This window comes from Amycolatopsis sp. NBC_00345 (assembly GCF_036116635.1).
GTDB lineage: Bacteria > Actinomycetota > Actinomycetes > Mycobacteriales > Pseudonocardiaceae > Amycolatopsis.
Map to the genome: position 1 here is coordinate 9866169 of NZ_CP107995.1, position 18005 is coordinate 9884173.

The window sequence follows — 18005 nt, forward strand, 5'->3', positions numbered from 1 at the left end:
CCAGGGGAGGGTCAGGAACGTGTACCGAGTCGAGGCAGGGTCAAGGTCAGTGCCGCTGTGGTCAGCCAGCTCAGCAGATCGCCGAGCGGGATACGGGCGAGCCGCTCGGGCCACTCGTCCGCGACGGTGTGCAGCACCAGTTCACCCTCCTCGGCGCGGACCCCGGTCAGCCGCAGCCCTTTCGGCAGCTCCGGCAGTGGCAGCACGATCGGCCGGATCCGTTTCGGCGCGCGGAACTTCCGCTGTCCGATGTGGAGTGTGGTCGGCGTCAGCACCACGGCGTCCGGCTTCACCGTGGGCTCCAGGGTCAGGTGTCCCCACCCGGGGTGCTTGGCCCACCGCAACTGCAGCCCGTCGTGATGCGGCGTGGCGACGATCCCGGGACGCAGGGCCGCCACCCGTTCCCGGACCACGTCTCCATCGACGAAGATCTCCAGCCCCACCTCGGCCGGGATCACCGACGGTGTGGGCAGGCTGCGCACGCGCACGTCCTTCGCCAGCACGACCACCCGGCGCAGCGGAACCCGGGCTGCTGGGGTGGAGTGTTGCGGCGGGTGCTTTCGGGAGTGTGCGCGGGGATTCGACGGCTCGGTTGCGCCCGGATGCTCCGGCGCCTGCTGCTTCTGCTGCGCCCGCTGGTTCTTTGGCGCCCGCTGGTTCCGTGGCGTCTGCTGCTCCTTTGGCTCCTGCCGATGCTCGGGTGTCTGCTGATCCTGCAGCGCCCGCTGGTTCTTTGGTGCCTTCTGGTTCCGTGGCGTCTGCTGATCTTCCGGCGCCTGCTGGTTCTTTGACGCTTGCTGATGTTCCGGAGCCTGCTGGTTCTGCGGTGGCTGCCGGTTCTCCGGTGTCCGCTGATGCTCTGGTGTTTGCTGGTTCTGTGGTGGCTGCGGATGCTTCGGTGTCCGCTGGTTCTGCGGTGTCTGCTGGTGCTCGGGTGTCTGCGGGTTCTGCGGTGTTTGGTGGTGCTCGGGTGTCTGCTGCGCCCACTGGTTCTTTGGCGGAGCCCCGGGGTTTCGCCGCTCTTCGGAGCGGTCCGAGCCTCGCTTGCGGGATCGGCTGTCGGCGCCGTTGTTTCGCTTGCCGGGTCGGCCGTCGGGGTCGTTGGCCTCGCGTTGGGTATCGCCGCCATCGGCGTCCGGGCCGTCGGGCGTCCTGGGCGCGTCGGAGGGTAACGGGTCGCGTTCGGGCCAGTCCACGTCCTCGGCCACGATGCGGACGTCGCCGATGCGGCCGGTCGCCAGTCGCAGGGAGTCCGCGGGGTAGTCGAGTTCGGTGAGGGTGAGGCCGATCTCGGCGCCGTCCACCTTGGCGGTCAGGCGCCGGCCGATGAGCTGCTCGGTGACCGTGCGCGCGAGCGCGGCGGGCACGTCCGGCACCAGGGAGCGCCCGGCGGCGGCGAGGCCCGCCAGCTCAGTCCACGGCACCAGGCTTTCGAACGGCAGGTTTCCGAACGGCAAGCCCTCGAACGGCAAGCCGCCGAACCTTCGGCCTTCGGTCATCCGGCCATCGTATGGCGGACAGCGGCTGTTCGCCGTCGGCTGTGTTCTTCGCCGCGTCGGGTTTACCGCGCGGTTTCGCGCACGACGAGAGAAAGAGGGAGCGGTTTCCCGCTTCTACCGGTGACGAAATGTGTCTCCCCGGCCGGGTGAGCCCACGGTGTGAGCCCACGGCCAGGGAGACGTCGAGACCGCCGTCACCGGCCCACGAGGCGGGCGATGAGGCCGGCGACCACCAGCCAGAACACCGCGGCCAGACCGTAGTTGAGGATCACGGCCAAGTCGGCGTTGCCCACCGGGAACAGGCCTGGCCAGAACAACGCGAGAGGATCTGCCAATGATCGGATGAAGACGAAGAAGCCGTTCGCCGCGTTGGCGCCGGCGAGCAGCATCACCATGTAGAGCACCTCGATGAACGCGAAGAGCGCGCCGATTCCGGTGATCACTCGAGCAGCGGTATGGGTTCTGGTGGAGCCTCGCCATCTGGACATGCCGCTGGATTCCACCTCTGGGTGACGCTGAAACGCGCCACCCGGCAAATTGCGCCGATTGGCGGGTGTCCTTGCTCCGCGTCACCCGCGATGTCGCTCTGAGCGACACCGCCGCACCGCCGCACCGCCGCACCGCCGCGCTGGCACGAGCCATGCCGGGAATCTGTGGCTGGCCGGGGGTACCTCTCCGTGCCCGGCGGATGCTGGCCGAGACGCGGATCTGGCCCCGTTCGTCGCCACGGCTGCCGAGCGTGGTCCCGAAGCGACTGCGTCGGCCTGCTGCGCGGCCCGTCACGGCTGCCGCCGAGAAAGGCTTGATCCCATCGCCGCTCGATGGGATCAAGCGGGTGGGATCAAGCGGTGGGATCAAGCACCGTCACGCCTGCTGAGCGTGGGCTCGGGACTTCAGCAGGGCTTGATGTCGAGGACGGGCGTCCAGTTGTAGCTGGGGGAGGACGCCGGCGCAGGGTTCGTGATGTACTTCGACCCGTCGGAATTGCTGAATACTGCCTGGGTTCCGCTGGTCTGGTTGTTGCGCCACGATCCGATACCGCTGAACCCCACCGGGTAATCGTGGCAGTCGCGCAGGTTGTACTGCTGGCCGGTGTAGTTCGGCTGGCTGTAGATGCAGAAGTCTTCGTAGGGACAAGCGGCCGCGGTGGTCGAGGTCCCCTGGGGCGCCGCGGCGGCGGGGCCGGCGAGCGAGAGCAGCGCGATACCGGCAGCGGCCACCGCGGCGAAGATTCGCCGGAGCCGGGTGGCACCGGAGCTCCGGGACGGATTTGCCGTCGCCGTGTCACCTCGTGATGTCATAACGGACCCTCGATTCCAGACCATTGACTTTCGGATTCCCCCGGCCGGTCGAGGCGATCACCCGACCGGCGCGCACCTGACCGCTCTTTCCTCGCGGCGTGGGCGGGCGACTACCCACTCGTCACGCTGAGTGGCGTCACCAGGAGTCATGTCTAGCAGGACGAGTTTGTTCTGTATCGGTCCCTGGACTCCGAACATCATCGCCCGAACAACGGGCAGCGACGCGTTGTCGCAGCAACCGGGTGGGAGCTGAGCGCTGCCCTATCCTGGAGACTCCGGGGAGAGCGGGAAGCAGCGCGGCGCCCCAGAACTGATCAGCAGCCAGCGGGTAAAGCTTCGTAAGCGAGGCACCGGCCCGAATCTGGTGGACAAGACCGCACACGGATGGAAAGGGGGACGGGGAAGCAGGCCCTTCGGGTACCGCGTCCCTGACTGCCCATGCCCAAGACCACCCAGGAACCAGCCCCGTCCGCGGACGAGCCGGGCGGAGTCACGGCCCCCGAAACGGCCCCCGAGGAGGACCGGACCTTCCGGCGCGAGGACTGGTACGGCGAAGAGCTCGCCGGCCGGCGGTTCGTGCGGTGCGAGTTCCACGAGGTCGACCTCACGGAGTCCGTCACGCGGGGTGCGACGTTCACCGACTGCGTGTTCGGCAACGTGCGGTTCAACGCCTCCCAGCACTTCCACTCGGCGTTCACCGGGTGCAGTTTCAAGCGCTGCAACCTGTTCGACGCCGAGTTCACCGGCTGCAAGCTGGTCGGCAGCCGCTTCGAGGAGTGTTCGATGCGGCCGTTGCGGGTGCACGGGGGCGACTGGTCGTTCGTCGGGCTGGTGCGGGCCGACCTGCGTGGGGTGACGTTCGAGCGCGTGCGCATGCGTGAGGCCGACCTCACCTGGGCGAACGCCACCGACGCCGTCTTCTCTGACGTCGACCTGTCGGGCGCGGACCTCGAGAACGTCAAGTTCGCCCGCGCCGAGCTGCGCGGCAGTGACCTCTCGTCGCTCGATCCGACGCAGGCGGGGCTGGCCGAGGCGATCGTCTCACCGGAACAGGCGACGGTGCTCGTGACTTCGCTCGGTCTGCACGTGCGCGGGTAGGCTTTCCGGCGAGGACAACGGGAAGGAGCGCCGGATGGGCGTCGTCACGCCGGGGTTCACCGGCCGCGCGCGCAGCGGTGACCCGCGGCTGCCGCCTGGGCAGTACCTCGCCGAAGACTTCCCCGTGCTGTCCACCGGTCCGACCCCGCGGGTCCGCACGGACAACTGGGAGTTCACCGTTGTCACCGAACGCGGCGAGAAACGCGCGTGGTCCTGGCGGGAGCTGTTCGCCCTGCCGAGCGAAAAGTTCACTGTGGACATCCACTGTGTCACGCAGTGGTCCAAACTCGACACCCGCTGGCGCGGTGTCCCGGTGGAGACCCTCATCGGCGACCTCGACACCTCCGCCGACTACGTCATGGCCCGCTCCTACGGCGGCTACACCACCAACCTGCCGCTGGCCGACCTGCTCGACGGCCAGGCCTGGGTGGCCTACGAGTACAACGGCAAGCCGTTGACGCCCGAGCACGGTGGGCCCGCCCGGCTCCTGGTACCGCACCTGTACCTCTGGAAGTCGGCGAAGTGGGTGCGCGGCCTGCAGCTCACCACCAAGGACGACCCGGGATTCTGGGAGACCGCGGGCTACCACGACTACGGAGACCCATGGCGGGAACAGCGGTATCAGGGCGACTAGCGTGGCGCGTCGCCCGCCTCGCCGAGGCCCGGCAGGAGACGCCGTCGGCGCGCACGCTCGTCTTCGACATCCCCGGCTGGCCGGGCCACCTCGCGGGCCAGCACGTGGACGTCCGGCTCACCGCCGCCGACGGCTACACCGCGCAGCGCAGCTACTCGCTCGCCGCGCCCGCCGACGGCGACCGGGTGGAGCTGACAGTCCAGCGAGTGCCCGACGGTGAGGTGTCCGAACACCTCACCGGCCGGTACGCGGCCGGTGACCCGGTGGAGATCCGCGGCCCGGTCGGCGGCTGGTTCGTGTGGCGCCCCGCCGATCCGGCGCCCGTCCTGCTGGTCGCGGGCGGCTCCGGCATCGTCCCGCTGATGGCGATGATCCGCGCCCGCCGCGCGGCGGGCAGCAAGGCACTGTTCCGGCTCGTTTACTCCCTGCGCACACCGGCCGAGCGGTACTACGCCGAAGAACTCCTCCGCCCGGTCGCGGGGCTGGACGTCACGTACGTCTACACACGCGAGCTGCCCGAGGGACAACCCGGCATCCCGCGCCGGATCAGCGTCACCACGCTCAACACCGCGGGCTGGCCGGCGGACTTCGGGGCGACGAGCTACGTCTGCGGCCCGACCGGCTTCGTCGAAACCGTGGCCGACATCCTGCTCGCACTGGGCCACGACCCGCACACCATCCGCACCGAACGCTTCGGCCCCAGCCGCGACTGACGCTCCGGCGCACCAGGATCCAGCTTCCCGGCGGCGAGCGCGTGTTCTCAACCGAGTCTGTCCTAGGAGAACTCGTACATGGCGAAGTCGGTGACCGGGACGTACCCGATTCGCTGGTAGAGGGCGTTGCTGGTGGGGTTGGCCGGGTCCGTGTACAGGACGACGTCCGTCGCGCCCGCGGCCAGCGCGGCCCTGCTCACCTCGACAGTCACGGCGCCCGCGTAGCCGTGGCCCCGGAGGTGGGCCGGGGTGTAGACCGGGTCCACCCGGACCATGCCGGCGACCATCGAGGTCATGGCCGCCATGGAGACCGGGGTTCCGTCCGGGGCCTCCCAGAACGTGAAGTGCCGGTCGGCGAAGCGCGAGCTGTCCCAGGAATCGGCGTCCACGGCGGGGACTTCCCCTACAGCGGCAACGAACTCACTGCACAAACGGATGAGCTGCTCGCGGTCCGGCTCGCCCACAACGCGACCCCGGCCCTCTGGGCGCGGCTCGGGTGGGGTGAGCGTGCCGAGACGGTACAGATGCAACCCCTGACGGAACGTCGGCGCTGCGTTGGTGCGCCGTTGCCATGCCTCGGCGAACGCAGTGGCGGTGTCGTGCTCCGCGGTGACGCCGGCGAGGGCGTGGCCGAGCCCGGACAGGTGGGTGGCGAGGAGGTCGGCCTGTTCGGAGGAGACGGGGGTGAGGTGCAGCCGGAGAGACGGGCGTCGGTAAAAGATGGCGCTGACCTCGCCCTCTCGCTCCAGCCGGCCGAATGCGGTGCCATCGGCGTCGCCGGCCGTTCGCAGCTTCTCGATCACGGTCAGCGGCGTGTTGTGCAGGGCGGGGCGCGAGTGCAGGAAGTCCCGGGCTCGCGCGTGGAAGTCTTCGACGTCTTCGGTGAGGTGCCAGGCATCCGTGGGCATGCTGCATGGTCCCCGATCCGCGGGCCGCTCAGGAAGGGTCGGGTTTGGTGAGCAGTTCCCGGAGGGTGGCCAGCAGCTCACGCCGGTCGGTGGCGCCCAGCTTGCCCCGGATGCGGGCCATGTGGTGTTCCACCGTCTTGCCGGAGATGAAGAGCTTGCTGCCGGCCTGTTTGTAGGTCAGGCCGTCGACGACGAGGCGGGCGACTTCCAGCTCGCGTTCGCTCAGTGCGCTCAGGCCGGCGCCCGCCGTGGGTTCCGGGACGTGGGACTCGCGGCGGTTCGTGATGCCCTGGAACTGGCGGGCGGCCTCCAGCAGCTGCACCATCGCCTTGCGGTCGGACGTGCGGATCGCCGCCTGGCCCGCCAGGCGCGCCGCGTCCCAGCAGAGGCCCAGCTCGTGCAGCTCGGCGGCGGCCGCGGAGATGGTCTCGGGCTCGAAAGCGCCACTCAGGACGGCCAGCCAGCACGACGCCGCCCGCGCGAGCGCCGACGGGTATCGGCCACAGTCCGCGAAGCCCGCCAGCGCCGTCAGCTGCTTCTCGACGGTGGCGCGATCCTCAAGCGTGATCGCCGCGTGCAGCTCGTGCCAGCACAGCGACACCGTCCACAGTGGAGGGCTGTCGAGGCGGCCGAGCATCTCATGGGCGCGTTCGAGCTGACGGGCGAGCTTCGCGTGCGCGCCGGTGCGCGCGGCGGCGATCGCCAGCTCACCCAGGGGCAGCAGGGTGAACAGGTCGGTCTGCTGCCGCATCGACGCCTGGTATGCGCGGTCCCACGACCGCTGCAGCCCGACGAGGTCACTCGCCCGGCGCGCCAGCCCCAGCTCCAGCGTGGCGAAGAACAGCTCGTCCCTGGCTTCGAGCCGCCCGGACGCCGCGACGGCGTTCCGGTGCTCGTCGGCCGTGGTCAGGTTGCCTGCTGTCATCGCGACCCAGCCGAGCAACAGGCGGTGCCGCGTCGCGAGCAGGTCGCCGCCGACGTTGCTGGCGAGCGCGCGCGTGAGGACGGACTCGGCGAGCCCCAGCTCACCCGAGTGCAGCCCGACGATCGCCGCGAGCGCGGCCGGGCTGTCCGGCAACGGCGCCCCGCCCCCGGACGGCTCCAGCATCGCCGCCGCACCGACCAGCGCCGACAGGCTTTCGGTCCCGTGCCCGGTCACCGACTCGGCGATCCCGTCCGCCGTGCGCCCGGCCGCGCCCGCGAACAACGTCGGCGCCATCCCGGGTGCCGGGGACCGCAGCAGTTCCCGCGCGCCGGCCGGCTCGCCCGTCCCGACGAGCGCGATCGCGGCGAACGCGTTCACCGCGCCCTGGCCCGTCCAGCGGTAACCCTCGCGGGCGGAGTGCGGAGTGCTCGCCGTGCTGGGGTACGTGTCGTGGCTGGTGGTGAAGTCGTCCGGCTGAGTGCCGGGCATGCTTGGGGCGACGCCGTCCTGATTCGGCTCGGCACCGGTACCGCCGCTGGATCCGGCGCCAAACCCATTACCAGCACCAAATCCGACACTGCCAGACAAGCCGTCGCGAGGAGTGGCCTGCACAACCCGAGCGGCTTCCGCGGCGCAGCGGCCCGCCCAGCGGTACAGCTCGGCGCTGCGGGCCAGTTCACCGCGGTGGGCGAGGACGGTGGCGGCGATCTCGGCGCCCGCCGCGCGCGTGTCCAGATCGGCGGCGCTCAGCATGCCGTCGCCGAGGCGGAGGGCGGTGTCGAGGTCACCGGACAGCGCGGCGGCGCGGGCCCAGCCCGTGGTCACCAGTGGGTCGCGGGTGCCGGCTTCCGAAGCGGCTTCGAAGAGGCGCGCGGCCAGCTTCGCGTCGCTCGGCAGGGCTTCGCCCGCGGCGGCGGCGAAGGCGGCGGCCGCGCTGGAGCCGGAGCTTCCCGCGTCCAGCAACGACTTCGCGAGTTCCAGCACCGGCAAACCGTTGCGCAGCTGCAGCTCCACCAGCTGCTGCAACGCCGTCAGCCGCCGCGCCGGGGGGCCGCAGGTGCGCACGGCTTCGGCGGCCACCGGGAGCAGCGCGTCCTCCGCGTCGAGCAGGCCCGTGGCGCGGGCGCCGTCGACGACCTCCGGCAGCCGGTCCGGCGAGCGGCCGAGCAGGGCGCACAGCAGGTCCAGGTTCCGGCCCGCGCCGGCCTCGGCGGCGATGAGGTACCGCAGCACGTCGTCGTCCAGTTCGGCCAGCTCGGCGCGGAAGTCGGCCAGCCGGCCGGTCACCACGCGCTCCACCAGCCGCGGCACGCCGCCGGTGCGGGTGTGCAGCGCGGCGGCCGTCTTCGCGTCGACGGACCGGCCGGTGAGGTGCCGGGCCAGCGCGGCCACCTCGTCGGGGGCCAGCGGCGTCAGCACGATCTGCGGCGCCTGCCGCCCGAACGCCTCGCCGAGCGTGCGCAACGCCTCCGAACCGGCGTTCGGCCGGTGGGCCAGCACGATCGGGCCCTCGGCGGTGGTCGCGAGCGTGCTCAGTCTCGCCAGGTCCTCTTCACCGAGCTGGTCGGCGTCGTCGACGAGAGTCGCCTCGACGCCGGCCGCGCGGTAACCGCGGTCGAGGGCGCCGAGCAGCGCGGTCTTGCCGTAGCCGCCCGGCGCGACGACAACAAGCCGCGCGGGCGCCGCGGGGGTAGCGGCCAGCTCGGCGAGGAGCCGGCGCGCGACGGGGTGGACGGCTTCGGTGCCGGTCTTCGCCAGCAGTGCGTTCAACAGTGACCTTCACCGGTGGGGGCTGCGCCGGGATGGGCGCAGGAGCTCAGAGTGGCGGAGTGGGGCGGGGTGGTCCCCTTGTCCGCGGTGGCTTCGTGGGACGAGAGGGTGGCGATCAGGATGGACGAGCCGATCGCGAGGACCGCGGCCGCGGCGGCGAGCGGGCGCCACCGGCGGAGCAGTTTCGCGGCCCCTTCGGGCTCGGGCAGCTCGAACGGCTTGATGTCGACCGGCGGCCGGGCGGGCCGCTCGGTGAGCTCGGGCGGGTGGTCGACACGGGGCAGCAGGGTGGTTTCGGCGGCCGGCCGCTCCCGCCGCGAGGGCGGGCTCGTCCGTTGGGCGGCGAGGCTACTCGCCCCGAACGCCGCCGTCAGCGCGGGCTGGGGACCGGCGAACACGGGGCAGGGCAGCCGCCCCGGCAGCGCGCCCGGGCCGGGCTCGCCGCAGAACACGATGCCCGCCAACGCATCCGGCATGACCGAAGAGGTGTGCGCGAGCGCGAAAGCAGTGCTCACGGCCGCTGCGGGGGCGACGCCCTCGGTGCTCGTCCGCGCCACCCAGCCGCTCGCGCCGGACGCGGTCGCGAGGGTGACCGTGACGCCGTCGGGCCCGAATTCGCAGACGGCCGCGGTCTGGTCGCCCGCGCCGGGCTCCGGCAGGTGCGCGTACAGCGCCGCGATCGAGCCGGGCAGCAGCGTCACCGCGGCGAACCCCGATTCGGCCAATGCGCGGCGAAGCAGGTCCCGCCGGTAGTCGCCCCAGTCACCGGGGTGGGTCACCACGAGGTGGCGGGGCGCGCCGCCGAACTGCGCGGCCGCGTGCTCCGCGATGCCCTCGACGAGCACGGTGGTCAGCGATTCGGGCGAGAACGCGTCCCCCTCGATCAGCATCGGCACGTCGTCGCCGATCCGCCGGTGGAACCCGGTGAGCAGGCGCGACGGCACCGCGGCCCCGGCGCGCGCGGCGGCGTCGCCGGTCAGCAGGTAGCCCTCGTCGTCGAGGAACAGCGCGGACGCGGCGGCGGGGGTTTGCTCACCCAGCCACAGCGGTTCGGGGACGTCCCAGCCGTCCCCTTGCCGGAGACGGGTGGCGGCGTGGGTCCGGGCGTGGGCGACATCAATGCCGAGCACGTAGGGCAACGCCGCTTCCTCCCTTCGTCGTACAGGGGGGCCGCCAATCGGCCTAAGGGACCACTAGGGGTAGTCCATCCTCACCCGTAAGGGTCATTCGGGCAAGGCGACCGTGGGATTTTGCCCAACATCATCTCGCTCGAACGAGCCCCTAACCCCCTAACGATCTCATATCGACTCCCTAACGGCTGAGCGAGTCGCGACTGGGAGTAAACCCCGATGTAGCCGGGGGTCCGGGGTCCCTACCTTGAGCGCCACCCAGACCGGAGACGGTCGGGTCAATCCCCCGTACAGACGAACAATCTGGAGATCTCCCCATGGACCCGGTGCAGACCCTGCACGATTTCACGCTCAACCTGCTCGGCGACCCGGCCGCGCTCGCGTCGTTCGGCCAGGACCCGCAGGCCGCCCTCGCCGCCGCCGGCCTCGGTGACATCAGCGCCGCCGACGTGCACGAGGTCATGCCGCTCGTGCTCGACTACGTCCCGGTCGACAACCTGACCGCGCTCGGCCACCTGCCCCAGGCCGGCGACCTCACCGGTGTCCTGTCCGACGGCCCGCAGGGTGCCATCGAGCAGCTGCAGGCGCTGACCGCGTCCTTCGGCCTCCCCGCCGTCGGCGCGCCGTCGCTGCCCACGCTGCCGGGTGTCGGCGACCTGCCCGTGGGCGACCTGCCCCTCGGTGACCTGCCCGTCGGCGCGATCCCGGCCCTGCCCGCGCTGCCGACCGTGCCGGGCGCCTCCGTGCCGGCCCAGCCCGGTGTGCCCGCCGTTCCGTCGCTGCCGGGTGTGCCGGCGCTGCCGGGCGTGCCCGCCCTGCCGGGTGTCGGCGAGGTGCAGAACACCGTCGCCGGCCTCACCGCGGTGGCGCAGAGCCCCGCCAGCTCGTTCGCCTTCGGCAACGACCTGTCCCGCGGCCTCGACTCCGACGCCGTCTCGAAGGCCGCCGGGATCGCCAACGGTGCCGTCTCACAGGTCCAGCACCTGGGTGGCGAGGTCACCAGCGCCGTCGAGCACGCGTCCCCGGTGGACGCCAGCGGCCTGACCGCGCAGGTGCCGGACATCAGCGGCGCCACCGCGCCGGTCGGCGACCTCGCCGGTCACCTGACCGAGGCCGGCGGCGGCGTCGCGGGCCACGTCAGCGACCTCACCGGCCAGGTCACCGACCAGGTCGGCAACCTGACCGGGGCCCTCGGCCACGGCGGCCTGCAGCACGCCGCCGCCGGCCTGACCCACGAGGCGCAGTCGGCCGTGCACACGCCGGACCTCGGCGCCGAGCGGGCCGACACCGGCACCGACGCGATCCACAGCGGGACCGACGCGGTCCACAGCGGCACCGACGCCGGTGTCGACGCGGTGCACGACACCGTCTCTTCGGTGACGGCCCCGCTGCACGACGCGGTGGGCGGCCTCGGCCTCCACGCCGGTGTCGAGTCGCAGCACGGTGGCGGCGACCTGCACATTTCCCTCTGAGCAGAGGTTTGACGGAGGTGGCTCCGCGGTCTGGGTGCGACCGCGGAGCCACCACCGGGTTTGGATACTCCGCGTACACGGGGGACACTGCTTCGTCGTGACCGCTCCACCTTGGCTCGAAGTGCTCGACGAGACCTTGGCCGCCTGCCGGACGCACGGCCGCGAGGACCTGGCGTTACGCCTCCTCCGCCGCCGGGACCGGCCGTCCGGGGGGACCCGGGTTGCCGTGCTCGGCTTTCCGAAGCAGGGCAAGGGTTATCTCGTCAACGCGGTGCTCAACGCGCCCGTCTGCGCGGTCGGTGACGCGCCCACCCCGGCGGTGCCGGTCGAGATCGGCTACGCCGCCGAGCCCGCCGCGACGCTCATCGGGCGCTCCGACGAGCGCATTCCAGTCGCCGTCGAGCGGATGACCGGTGAGATCGGCGCGCGGCCCACGGGATCGCTGCGCCGCGTCGAAGTCGGCGTGCCGCGTGAGCTGCTCTCCGCGGGGCTCGTGCTCGTCGACACCCCCGCCATCGGCGATCCCCGCTCGGCCCGCACGGCCGCCGCCCTCGACGTCCTCGCCGACGCCGACGCCGTGGTCCTCGTCTCCGACGCCACCACGCCGCTCAACTCGGCCGAGCTGGCGCTGGCCCACCACGTCCGCACCTGGTGCCCGCACGTGATCCTGGCCCTGACCAAGATCGACGTCTGCCCGAGCTGGCGCGCCGTCGCCGAGAAGGACCGCACGGCGCTGTCCGACGCCGGCATCGACGCGCGGGTGCTGCCCGTCTCGGCCACGGTCCGCCAGGCCGCGGCGAAAACGGGGGACCAGGAGCTGAATGCCCGCTCCGGTTTCCCGGAACTGCTGTCGTGGATCGCCGAACAGGTCGCGCGGCCCGCGGAACGCTCGAGCGCGCTGCTTGCCGCCGTGAGTGTGCGGGCCGCGGCCGCGGAGCTGGTCGAGACGCTGCGCACGCGCGCCGAGGTGGCGGGGCGGGACGCCGGCGTCGACCAGACGACGTTGCTGCACCGCGCCCAGCGCAAGGCCGACGACCTGCGCAAGCGCAACACCCGCTGGCAGAACCTGTTGTCCGACGAGATCGCCGACCTGCTGTCGGACGCCGAGTTCGACCTGCGCGAGCGGACCCGGCACATCGTCGAGGTCATCGACGAGACCTTCGACCGCGGCGACCCGATCAAGGTGTGGGACGAGTTCGGGCCGTGGCTCGGCGACACGCTCACCAAGGCCGTCGAGACCAACTACGCCTGGGCGGCCGAGCGGGCGGAGTGGATCGCGCAGGCCGTCGCGGTGAGCTTCGGGGAGCAGTACGACCAGCCGGACCTGCAATTCGTGGATGCCGACGCCGAGCTGATCGGCGAGGTCCGCCAGCCGCGCATCGAAGGGTTCAAGATCGGCCAGAAGATGTTCACCGGCCTGCGCGGTTCTTACGGCGGCGTGCTGATGTTCGGCCTGATCACGAATATCAGCATGGGGCTGAGCATGTTCAACCCGATTTCGGCGGCCGCGGGCGTGGCGTTCGCCGCCAAGACGATCAGCGACGAGGGCGGCATGCGGCTGCAGCGACGGCAGGCCGTGGCGAAGATGACCGCGCAGCGCCACGTCGACGACGTCTTCCTGCGGTTCAGCAAGGACTGCCGCGACGCGATCCGTGGTGTGCAACGGAAACTGCGCGACCACTTCACCGCGCTCGCGGACGAGCTGTCCGAGCAGCTGGCGAGGGAGCGCGAGACGATCATCGCGGGCTCGGCGGAGCGGGAGCGCCGGACCGTCCGGCTGCGGCGGGAGATCGAGCGGCTGGCCTCGCTGCACCAGCGTGCCGGGGAACTGGGCCTGCTCGCGGGCCGCGCGCCACGGGAGCTGCCCGCGTGACCGAGGACGTCCGCGGCCTGCTGGCCGACGCTTTTTCGCTCTACCGCGGCAGTCCGCGTGCGGCCGGGCTGCTGCGCGAGGCGCTGGACCACCTCGAACAGCCGCTGCGCGTCGGTATCACCGGCGCGGCCGGCACGGGGAAGTCGACGCTCGCGGCGGCGCTCGGCGACTGGCCGACCCGGGCGTTGCGTGATCTCGCGCTGCTCGACGATCCACCGCCGGGCACGCTCACCGACGCCACCGTCCGGCTGTTCCGGCACCTCGAGCCGGACGAGCTGGCGGCCGCGCTCCCCACGCCGCGGTCGGCGTTCGCGCGCCAGACGGCCGTCGACACGATCCTGGTGCTTGCGCGCGCCGACGAGACGGGCGCGGGCCGTATCGACGCCCTTCTCACCGCGAAGCAGCTCGCGCGGCGCGCCTGGCGCGAAGACCCGCTGTGCAGCGGTTCCCAGGGCGTGATCGCCGTCGCCGGCCAGCTCGCGTACGGGGCGCGCGCGTTCGACGACGACGAGTTCGAGCTGCTCGCCGCGTTCGCCGCCGTGCCGCGCGAAGAGCTGGAGCGGTACTTGATTTCGGTGGACTCCTTCACCGATCCGGCGTTCCCGGGCCCGGTGTCGGTGGACACGCGGCGCTCGCTGGTGTCGCGCTTCGGGCTCTTCGGCGTACGGCTGGCCCTCACACTGATCCGCACGGGCTGCGACAGCCGGCTGAAGCTGTCCGCGGAACTGGTGCGCCGCAGCGGGTTGGGCGAGCTGCGCGACACGATCGCCGGCTGTTTCGCCGCGCGCGCCGACGCGTTGAAGGCGCGCACCGCGGTGGTGCGGCTGGAAACCGTGCTGCAGGCCGAACCCCGTCCGCACGGCGACCGGCTGGCCGCGCGAGTGGAGCGTTTCGCCGCCACCGCACACGACTTTCGTGAGCTGCGCCTGATCGCCGATATCCGCGGCGGCCGCACCGCGCTGTCCGGCGACCCGGCGGAGGAGGCGGTGCAGCTGCTGGGCGCGCAGGGCACGGCGCCGGAGGAACGGCTGGGCCTCGCCCCGGACGCCGACCCGCGCGAGGTCTACGCCGCGGGGATCGACGCCGTCCGCCGCTGGCGCCACGAGGCCGAGCGCCCGGACCGTCCGCCGGCCGAGCGCGCCGCCGCACACGTCGTGGTGCGCAGCGCCGAGGGATTGCTGGCGCTGTTCGCCTGAGATGCTTGTGAGTGTTTATGACGGTTCTAACCGTCATAAACACTCACAAGCACTTCAAGCGTTCCCGAGCACGCGCTTGACCGCGATCTCCAGGACCACGCGCTCCGGGTTCGGCTTGGGCTGGCGGTACCGGGCGGCGTAACGGTTCACCGCGTCGTCGACGGACTCCGGGTCGTCCTTGACCGTCATACGTCCCTCCAAAGTGGACCAGCGCGGTCCCTCCAGCTGGCACACGGCCGCGGCGACGCCCGTTTCCCCGGCCGCCCGGACGAGCTTCGCCTTGTGCGAGCCGTCGAACGTGATGACCCGCGCGATGCCCGTCTCGAAGTCGACGGTGACCCCGACGGCGACGACGTGCGGGGTCCCGTCGGGGCGGACCGTGGTGAGGCTGGCGAGACGGCGTTCGGTCCAGAACAGGCGGAAGTCCTCGCCGCGGTCCGTGAGGTCGATCTTCATGAGGCCACGGTATCGGTTACCGCACCTCGGCCGTTTTCGCCTGTGCTGACTGGTTTTCCGCGGTGCGGCCGTGCTCGGAATCGGCGAAGGCCCGGTTGATCAGGGGACGCAGGATCCGGGCTTGGAGGGTGCGCATGACCCAGGCGTTGAACCGGATGCCTAGCGCGGTCTTCGGGGCCGCGGCGGCCACCCGGCCGGGCGGGAGCTTCTGCGCGGAGACGACACGAGGGCGCATCGCCGCTTCGAACGCCGCCAGCGCGGCGGGCACGGGGTCGGCGCCGGACCGAGCGTGGTCGCGCAGTGCGGCGGCCAGTTCGGCCGCGCCGCGCAGGGCCAGCGCGGTGCCGAGGCCGCTCAGCGGGCTGGCGGACCAGGCGCTGTCGCCCAGCAGGACCACGTGACCGTCGTGCCAGCGGGGCACGTGCACCTGGTCGAAGGTGTCCAGCGCGAAGTCGTCGGCCTCGCGGGCCGCGGCCAGGAACTCCTTCGTGCGCCAGCCGACGTCGGCGAAAGTCCGTTCCAGCAAGGCGATCTGAGCTTCGCGGTCGTGCCGTGACGGCAGCGTCCCGGCCGCGAAGGTCAGGCCGACCTCCTGCTGGCCGGGGTGCCCCGGCCGGGCCTCCACCGACCGGCTGCCGGGAGCGTTGTGCATCAGGAACCAGCCGTCCAGGCTGGGGGTGCCGGGCTTTTCGGTGAGGGTGAACCAGGCGTGCGCCAGGCCCAGCGGCTTGCGGTAAGCCGCCTCGGGGCCGAAGCGCAGCGCGCGCACCTTGGAGTGCGAGCCGTCCGCGCCGACCACCAGGTCGAACTCCTCCTCGTCGCCGCTGCGGAACCGGGCCAGCACGCGGTTTCCCTGGTCCAGCAACGCCTCCACCGTTTCGCCGAAGCGGTGCGTCACGCCGGGGCCGGCCGCGTCGTGGATGATCCGGGCTAGGTCGGTGCGCAGCAGTTCCTCCTTCGACACCAGGCCCCGGCCGTCGAACGCCTCGACCGGCATCGCGGCCAGCCGCCGCTCGTCCGCGTCGATCCACGCGGCCCCGGCCTGCGGGATCAGGCAGCCGAGCGCCTGGTCCAGCAGGCCCGCCTGCGCGAGCACCTCGCGGCTGTCCCCGCGCATGTCCACGGTCTGGCCACCCGCGCGCGGAGCCGGGGCGATCTCGGCGACCGTCACCGCCCAGCCGTCCCGCTCCAGCAACAGCGCGAGGGTGTCCCCCGCGATCCCACCACCGACGACAAGTGCACGTGCCACGACATGTCCTCCCTGCTCGCGTAACCCGTCCACATGTCTGATGCGAACGTTTCGCGTTAACGGTAGCCCCGACGGACGTGCTAACGCAAGAGTTTCGCGGTAGTCTGAGGGCATGGCGCAGGCAACAGGGGTGACCCGTCCCGGCGGCCGGACCGCCCGCACTCGCGAGGCCGTGCACGCGGCGACCCGTGAGCTGCTGGCGGAATCCGAGGACGGCACCGTCGAAATCGCCGAGGTGGCGGCCCGGTCCGGGGTGCACGTCGCCACGATCTACCGGCGCTGGCGCACCGCCGAGGGCCTGGTCATCGACACGATCGTGGAGGAACTGGCCGACCGCTCACCGCTGCCCGCGACCGGCGATCTGCGCGCCGACCTGCTTGTCTGGACCACCAACCTGCTCACCGACCTCCACAAGCCGGTCCAGCTGACCCTGGCCCGCGCCATGGTCAGGGCGGGCGACGCCGGTGAACAGGGCTTGGGTGACGTCGCCCGGTTCTCCGAACCCCGGATCCGCGGGATCGAGGCCACGCTGAAGGCCAGCGCCACGACCGCGATCGGCTGGCGGGACGTCTTCGAGATCGTGCTCGCCCCGGCCTACGTCAGCGCCCTGCTGTCCAGCCCCCTGGACCCGGCCGTCGACGGCCCCCGCCTGGTCGACAACCTCATCGCCGTGCGCGACCACCGGGCGGCCACTGGCTGACCGGGTGTCTGGTTACGGCGTGGGAACCCGTGGCTCCAGGCCTGCGGCCCGGTAGATCCCGTCCACCACCGTCATCGTCTCGATGGCGTCTTCCGGCGGCGTGCTCACCGGACCGTCACGCAGCACCGCGTTCGCGAAGGCGTCCAGCTGGTAGTCGTACGACGGCCGGTGCGTGAACCGTTCCACGCGCCGGCCGCCTGGGCCGCGGACCGACAGGCGGTGCCAAAATTGCGGGGACAGCGGGTTGATCGCCCGCAGCTCGCCCCGGGTGCAGGTGACGCGGGCGGCGATACGGATCACGTCGGAGGACCACAGGGAACAGCGCACACGGCCGGTGGCGCCGGTGGGGAACCGCAGCGAGGCCGTCATCGCGCGGTCGACGCCGGGGGAGCGGAGCTTCGCGCTGGCCGAAACCACCGTGGGCGTCGAGGCGGCCAGGACGCGGGCCATGTGGACGGTGTAGCAACCCGCGTCCATCATCGCGCCGCCGGCCAGCGGGAGGCTGTAGCGGATGTCCGAGAAGCTGGGCAGCGGGAAGCTCATCGCGGTCTCGACGTGGAGCACCGTGCCCAGCTCGCCGGAAGCCAGGATCTCCTCCATCCGCAGGGCGAACGGGTGATACCGGTAGTGGAACGCCTCCATTACCACCAAGCCCGATGCCGCCGCGGCCCGCGCGACGGTGGTGGCCTCGTCCGCGTTGGCAGTGAAGGGTTTCTCGCACAGGACGTGTTTGCCCGCCTCCAGCGCGGCGAGCGTCCAGCGGCCGTGGAGGCCGTTGGGGGTCGGGTTGTAGACGGCGTCCAGGGACGGGTCCGCGAGGAGCTCGTCGTACGTCGTGTGCACCTTGGGGATGCCGTGTTTCGCGGCGAATTCGGCGGCGCGGCGCGGGTCACGCGCCGCGATGGCCGCGACCTCCACCTCGGCGTTGCCGCGCGCGGGCTTGACCAGCGCGCTCGGCACGATCCCGGCTGCTCCCAGCACTCCGATCCGCATGCCGGAACCTTAGCGGTCCAGCTGATTTCAACTGACTGTTGACCTCTTCAACAACGAGTTGTAGCGTTCGCGCCATCACGACGTCCTG

Annotated in this window: 16 protein-coding genes; 7 read left to right on the forward strand and 9 right to left on the reverse strand. The window is 71.8% G+C overall.

Going from position 1 to position 18005, the window contains the following annotated elements:
* Positions 1 to 11: 11 nt before the first annotated feature.
* The 3 genes from OG943_RS45120 to OG943_RS45130 all read right to left on the reverse strand — a co-directional run bounded on the left by OG943_RS45120 (position 12) and on the right by OG943_RS45130 (position 2719).
* The gene (locus OG943_RS45120; protein WP_328606995.1) at positions 12 to 1499 is read right to left on the reverse strand and encodes a hypothetical protein; all 1488 of its coding nucleotides are present in this window, start codon (positions 1497 to 1499) and stop codon (positions 12 to 14) included.
* 194 nt (positions 1500 to 1693) lie between these two features.
* Complete coding sequence (locus tag OG943_RS45125; protein ID WP_328606996.1) at positions 1694 to 1987, reverse strand: hypothetical protein; 294 nt, start codon at positions 1985 to 1987, stop codon at positions 1694 to 1696.
* Positions 1988 to 2392: 405 nt separating this feature from the next.
* Positions 2393 to 2719 carry a peptidase inhibitor family I36 protein gene (locus tag OG943_RS45130; protein WP_328606997.1) on the reverse strand — a complete coding sequence of 109 codons (327 nt, stop codon included), beginning with the start codon at positions 2717 to 2719 and terminating at the stop codon, positions 2393 to 2395.
* 519 nt (positions 2720 to 3238) lie between these two features.
* Between OG943_RS45130 and OG943_RS45135 the strand changes: the two genes are divergently transcribed.
* Genes OG943_RS45135 through OG943_RS45145 form a run of 3 tightly spaced genes read left to right on the forward strand, consistent with a single transcriptional unit; the run spans position 3239 to position 5245 of the window.
* Positions 3239 to 3898, forward strand: a complete 660-nt coding sequence (locus OG943_RS45135; RefSeq protein WP_328606998.1) for a pentapeptide repeat-containing protein — start codon at positions 3239 to 3241, stop codon at positions 3896 to 3898.
* Positions 3899 to 3932: 34 nt separating this feature from the next.
* Complete coding sequence (locus OG943_RS45140) at positions 3933 to 4532, forward strand: sulfite oxidase-like oxidoreductase (protein ID WP_328606999.1); 600 nt, start codon at positions 3933 to 3935, stop codon at positions 4530 to 4532.
* The gene (locus OG943_RS45145; protein WP_328607000.1) at positions 4502 to 5245 is read left to right on the forward strand and encodes a ferredoxin reductase; all 744 of its coding nucleotides are present in this window, start codon (positions 4502 to 4504) and stop codon (positions 5243 to 5245) included. Before OG943_RS45140 ends, OG943_RS45145 begins: the two co-directional genes overlap by 31 nt.
* 62 nt (positions 5246 to 5307) lie before the next feature.
* Here the strand turns inward: OG943_RS45145 and OG943_RS45150 are convergent, their stop codons facing one another.
* From OG943_RS45150 to OG943_RS45160, 3 genes are read right to left on the reverse strand one after another with little or no spacing between them, the layout of a single operon-like run.
* Positions 5308 to 6153, reverse strand: a complete 846-nt coding sequence (locus OG943_RS45150) for a GNAT family N-acetyltransferase (RefSeq protein WP_328607001.1) — start codon at positions 6151 to 6153, stop codon at positions 5308 to 5310.
* A gap of 28 nt (positions 6154 to 6181) precedes the next feature.
* A complete protein-coding gene (locus OG943_RS45155) occupies positions 6182 to 8848 on the reverse strand; it encodes a helix-turn-helix transcriptional regulator (RefSeq protein ID WP_328607002.1) in 2667 nt (888 codons plus the stop codon).
* Complete coding sequence (locus OG943_RS45160; protein WP_328607003.1) at positions 8845 to 9987, reverse strand: molecular chaperone DnaK; 1143 nt, start codon at positions 9985 to 9987, stop codon at positions 8845 to 8847. The genes OG943_RS45155 and OG943_RS45160 overlap by 4 nt, the downstream gene beginning before the upstream one ends.
* A 308-nt stretch (positions 9988 to 10295) precedes the next feature.
* On the opposite strand from OG943_RS45160, the gene OG943_RS45165 reads away from it, so the two are divergent.
* The 3 genes from OG943_RS45165 to OG943_RS45175 all read left to right on the forward strand — a co-directional run bounded on the left by OG943_RS45165 (position 10296) and on the right by OG943_RS45175 (position 14519).
* Positions 10296 to 11450 (forward strand): IniB N-terminal domain-containing protein, encoded by a 1155-nt coding sequence (locus tag OG943_RS45165; protein WP_328607004.1) that lies wholly within the window; start codon positions 10296 to 10298, stop codon positions 11448 to 11450.
* Between the two features lie 97 nt (positions 11451 to 11547).
* Positions 11548 to 13323: a dynamin family protein gene (locus OG943_RS45170; protein ID WP_328607005.1), complete on the forward strand. Its 1776-nt coding sequence runs from the start codon at positions 11548 to 11550 to the stop codon at positions 13321 to 13323.
* Complete coding sequence (locus OG943_RS45175; RefSeq protein WP_328607006.1) at positions 13320 to 14519, forward strand: GTPase; 1200 nt, start codon at positions 13320 to 13322, stop codon at positions 14517 to 14519. The genes OG943_RS45170 and OG943_RS45175 overlap by 4 nt, the downstream gene beginning before the upstream one ends.
* 54 nt (positions 14520 to 14573) lie before the next feature.
* On the opposite strand, the gene OG943_RS45180 is transcribed toward OG943_RS45175, so the two are convergent.
* Together OG943_RS45180 and OG943_RS45185 are read right to left on the reverse strand one after the other, a co-directional pair.
* Positions 14574 to 14975, reverse strand: a complete 402-nt coding sequence (locus OG943_RS45180) for a TIGR03618 family F420-dependent PPOX class oxidoreductase (protein ID WP_328607007.1) — start codon at positions 14973 to 14975, stop codon at positions 14574 to 14576.
* Between the two features lie 16 nt (positions 14976 to 14991).
* Entirely contained in the window at positions 14992 to 16224 is a 1233-nt protein-coding gene (locus tag OG943_RS45185; RefSeq protein ID WP_328607008.1) for an FAD-dependent monooxygenase, read from the reverse strand.
* A gap of 112 nt (positions 16225 to 16336) precedes the next feature.
* Here OG943_RS45185 and OG943_RS45190 point away from each other — a divergent pair, with 112 nt between their 5' ends.
* Positions 16337 to 16924 carry a TetR/AcrR family transcriptional regulator gene (locus OG943_RS45190; RefSeq protein WP_328607009.1) on the forward strand — a complete coding sequence of 196 codons (588 nt, stop codon included), beginning with the start codon at positions 16337 to 16339 and terminating at the stop codon, positions 16922 to 16924.
* 12 nt (positions 16925 to 16936) lie between these two features.
* On the opposite strand, the gene OG943_RS45195 is transcribed toward OG943_RS45190, so the two are convergent.
* Complete coding sequence (locus OG943_RS45195) at positions 16937 to 17917, reverse strand: Gfo/Idh/MocA family protein (RefSeq protein ID WP_328607010.1); 981 nt, start codon at positions 17915 to 17917, stop codon at positions 16937 to 16939.
* Positions 17918 to 18005 lie beyond the last annotated feature (88 nt).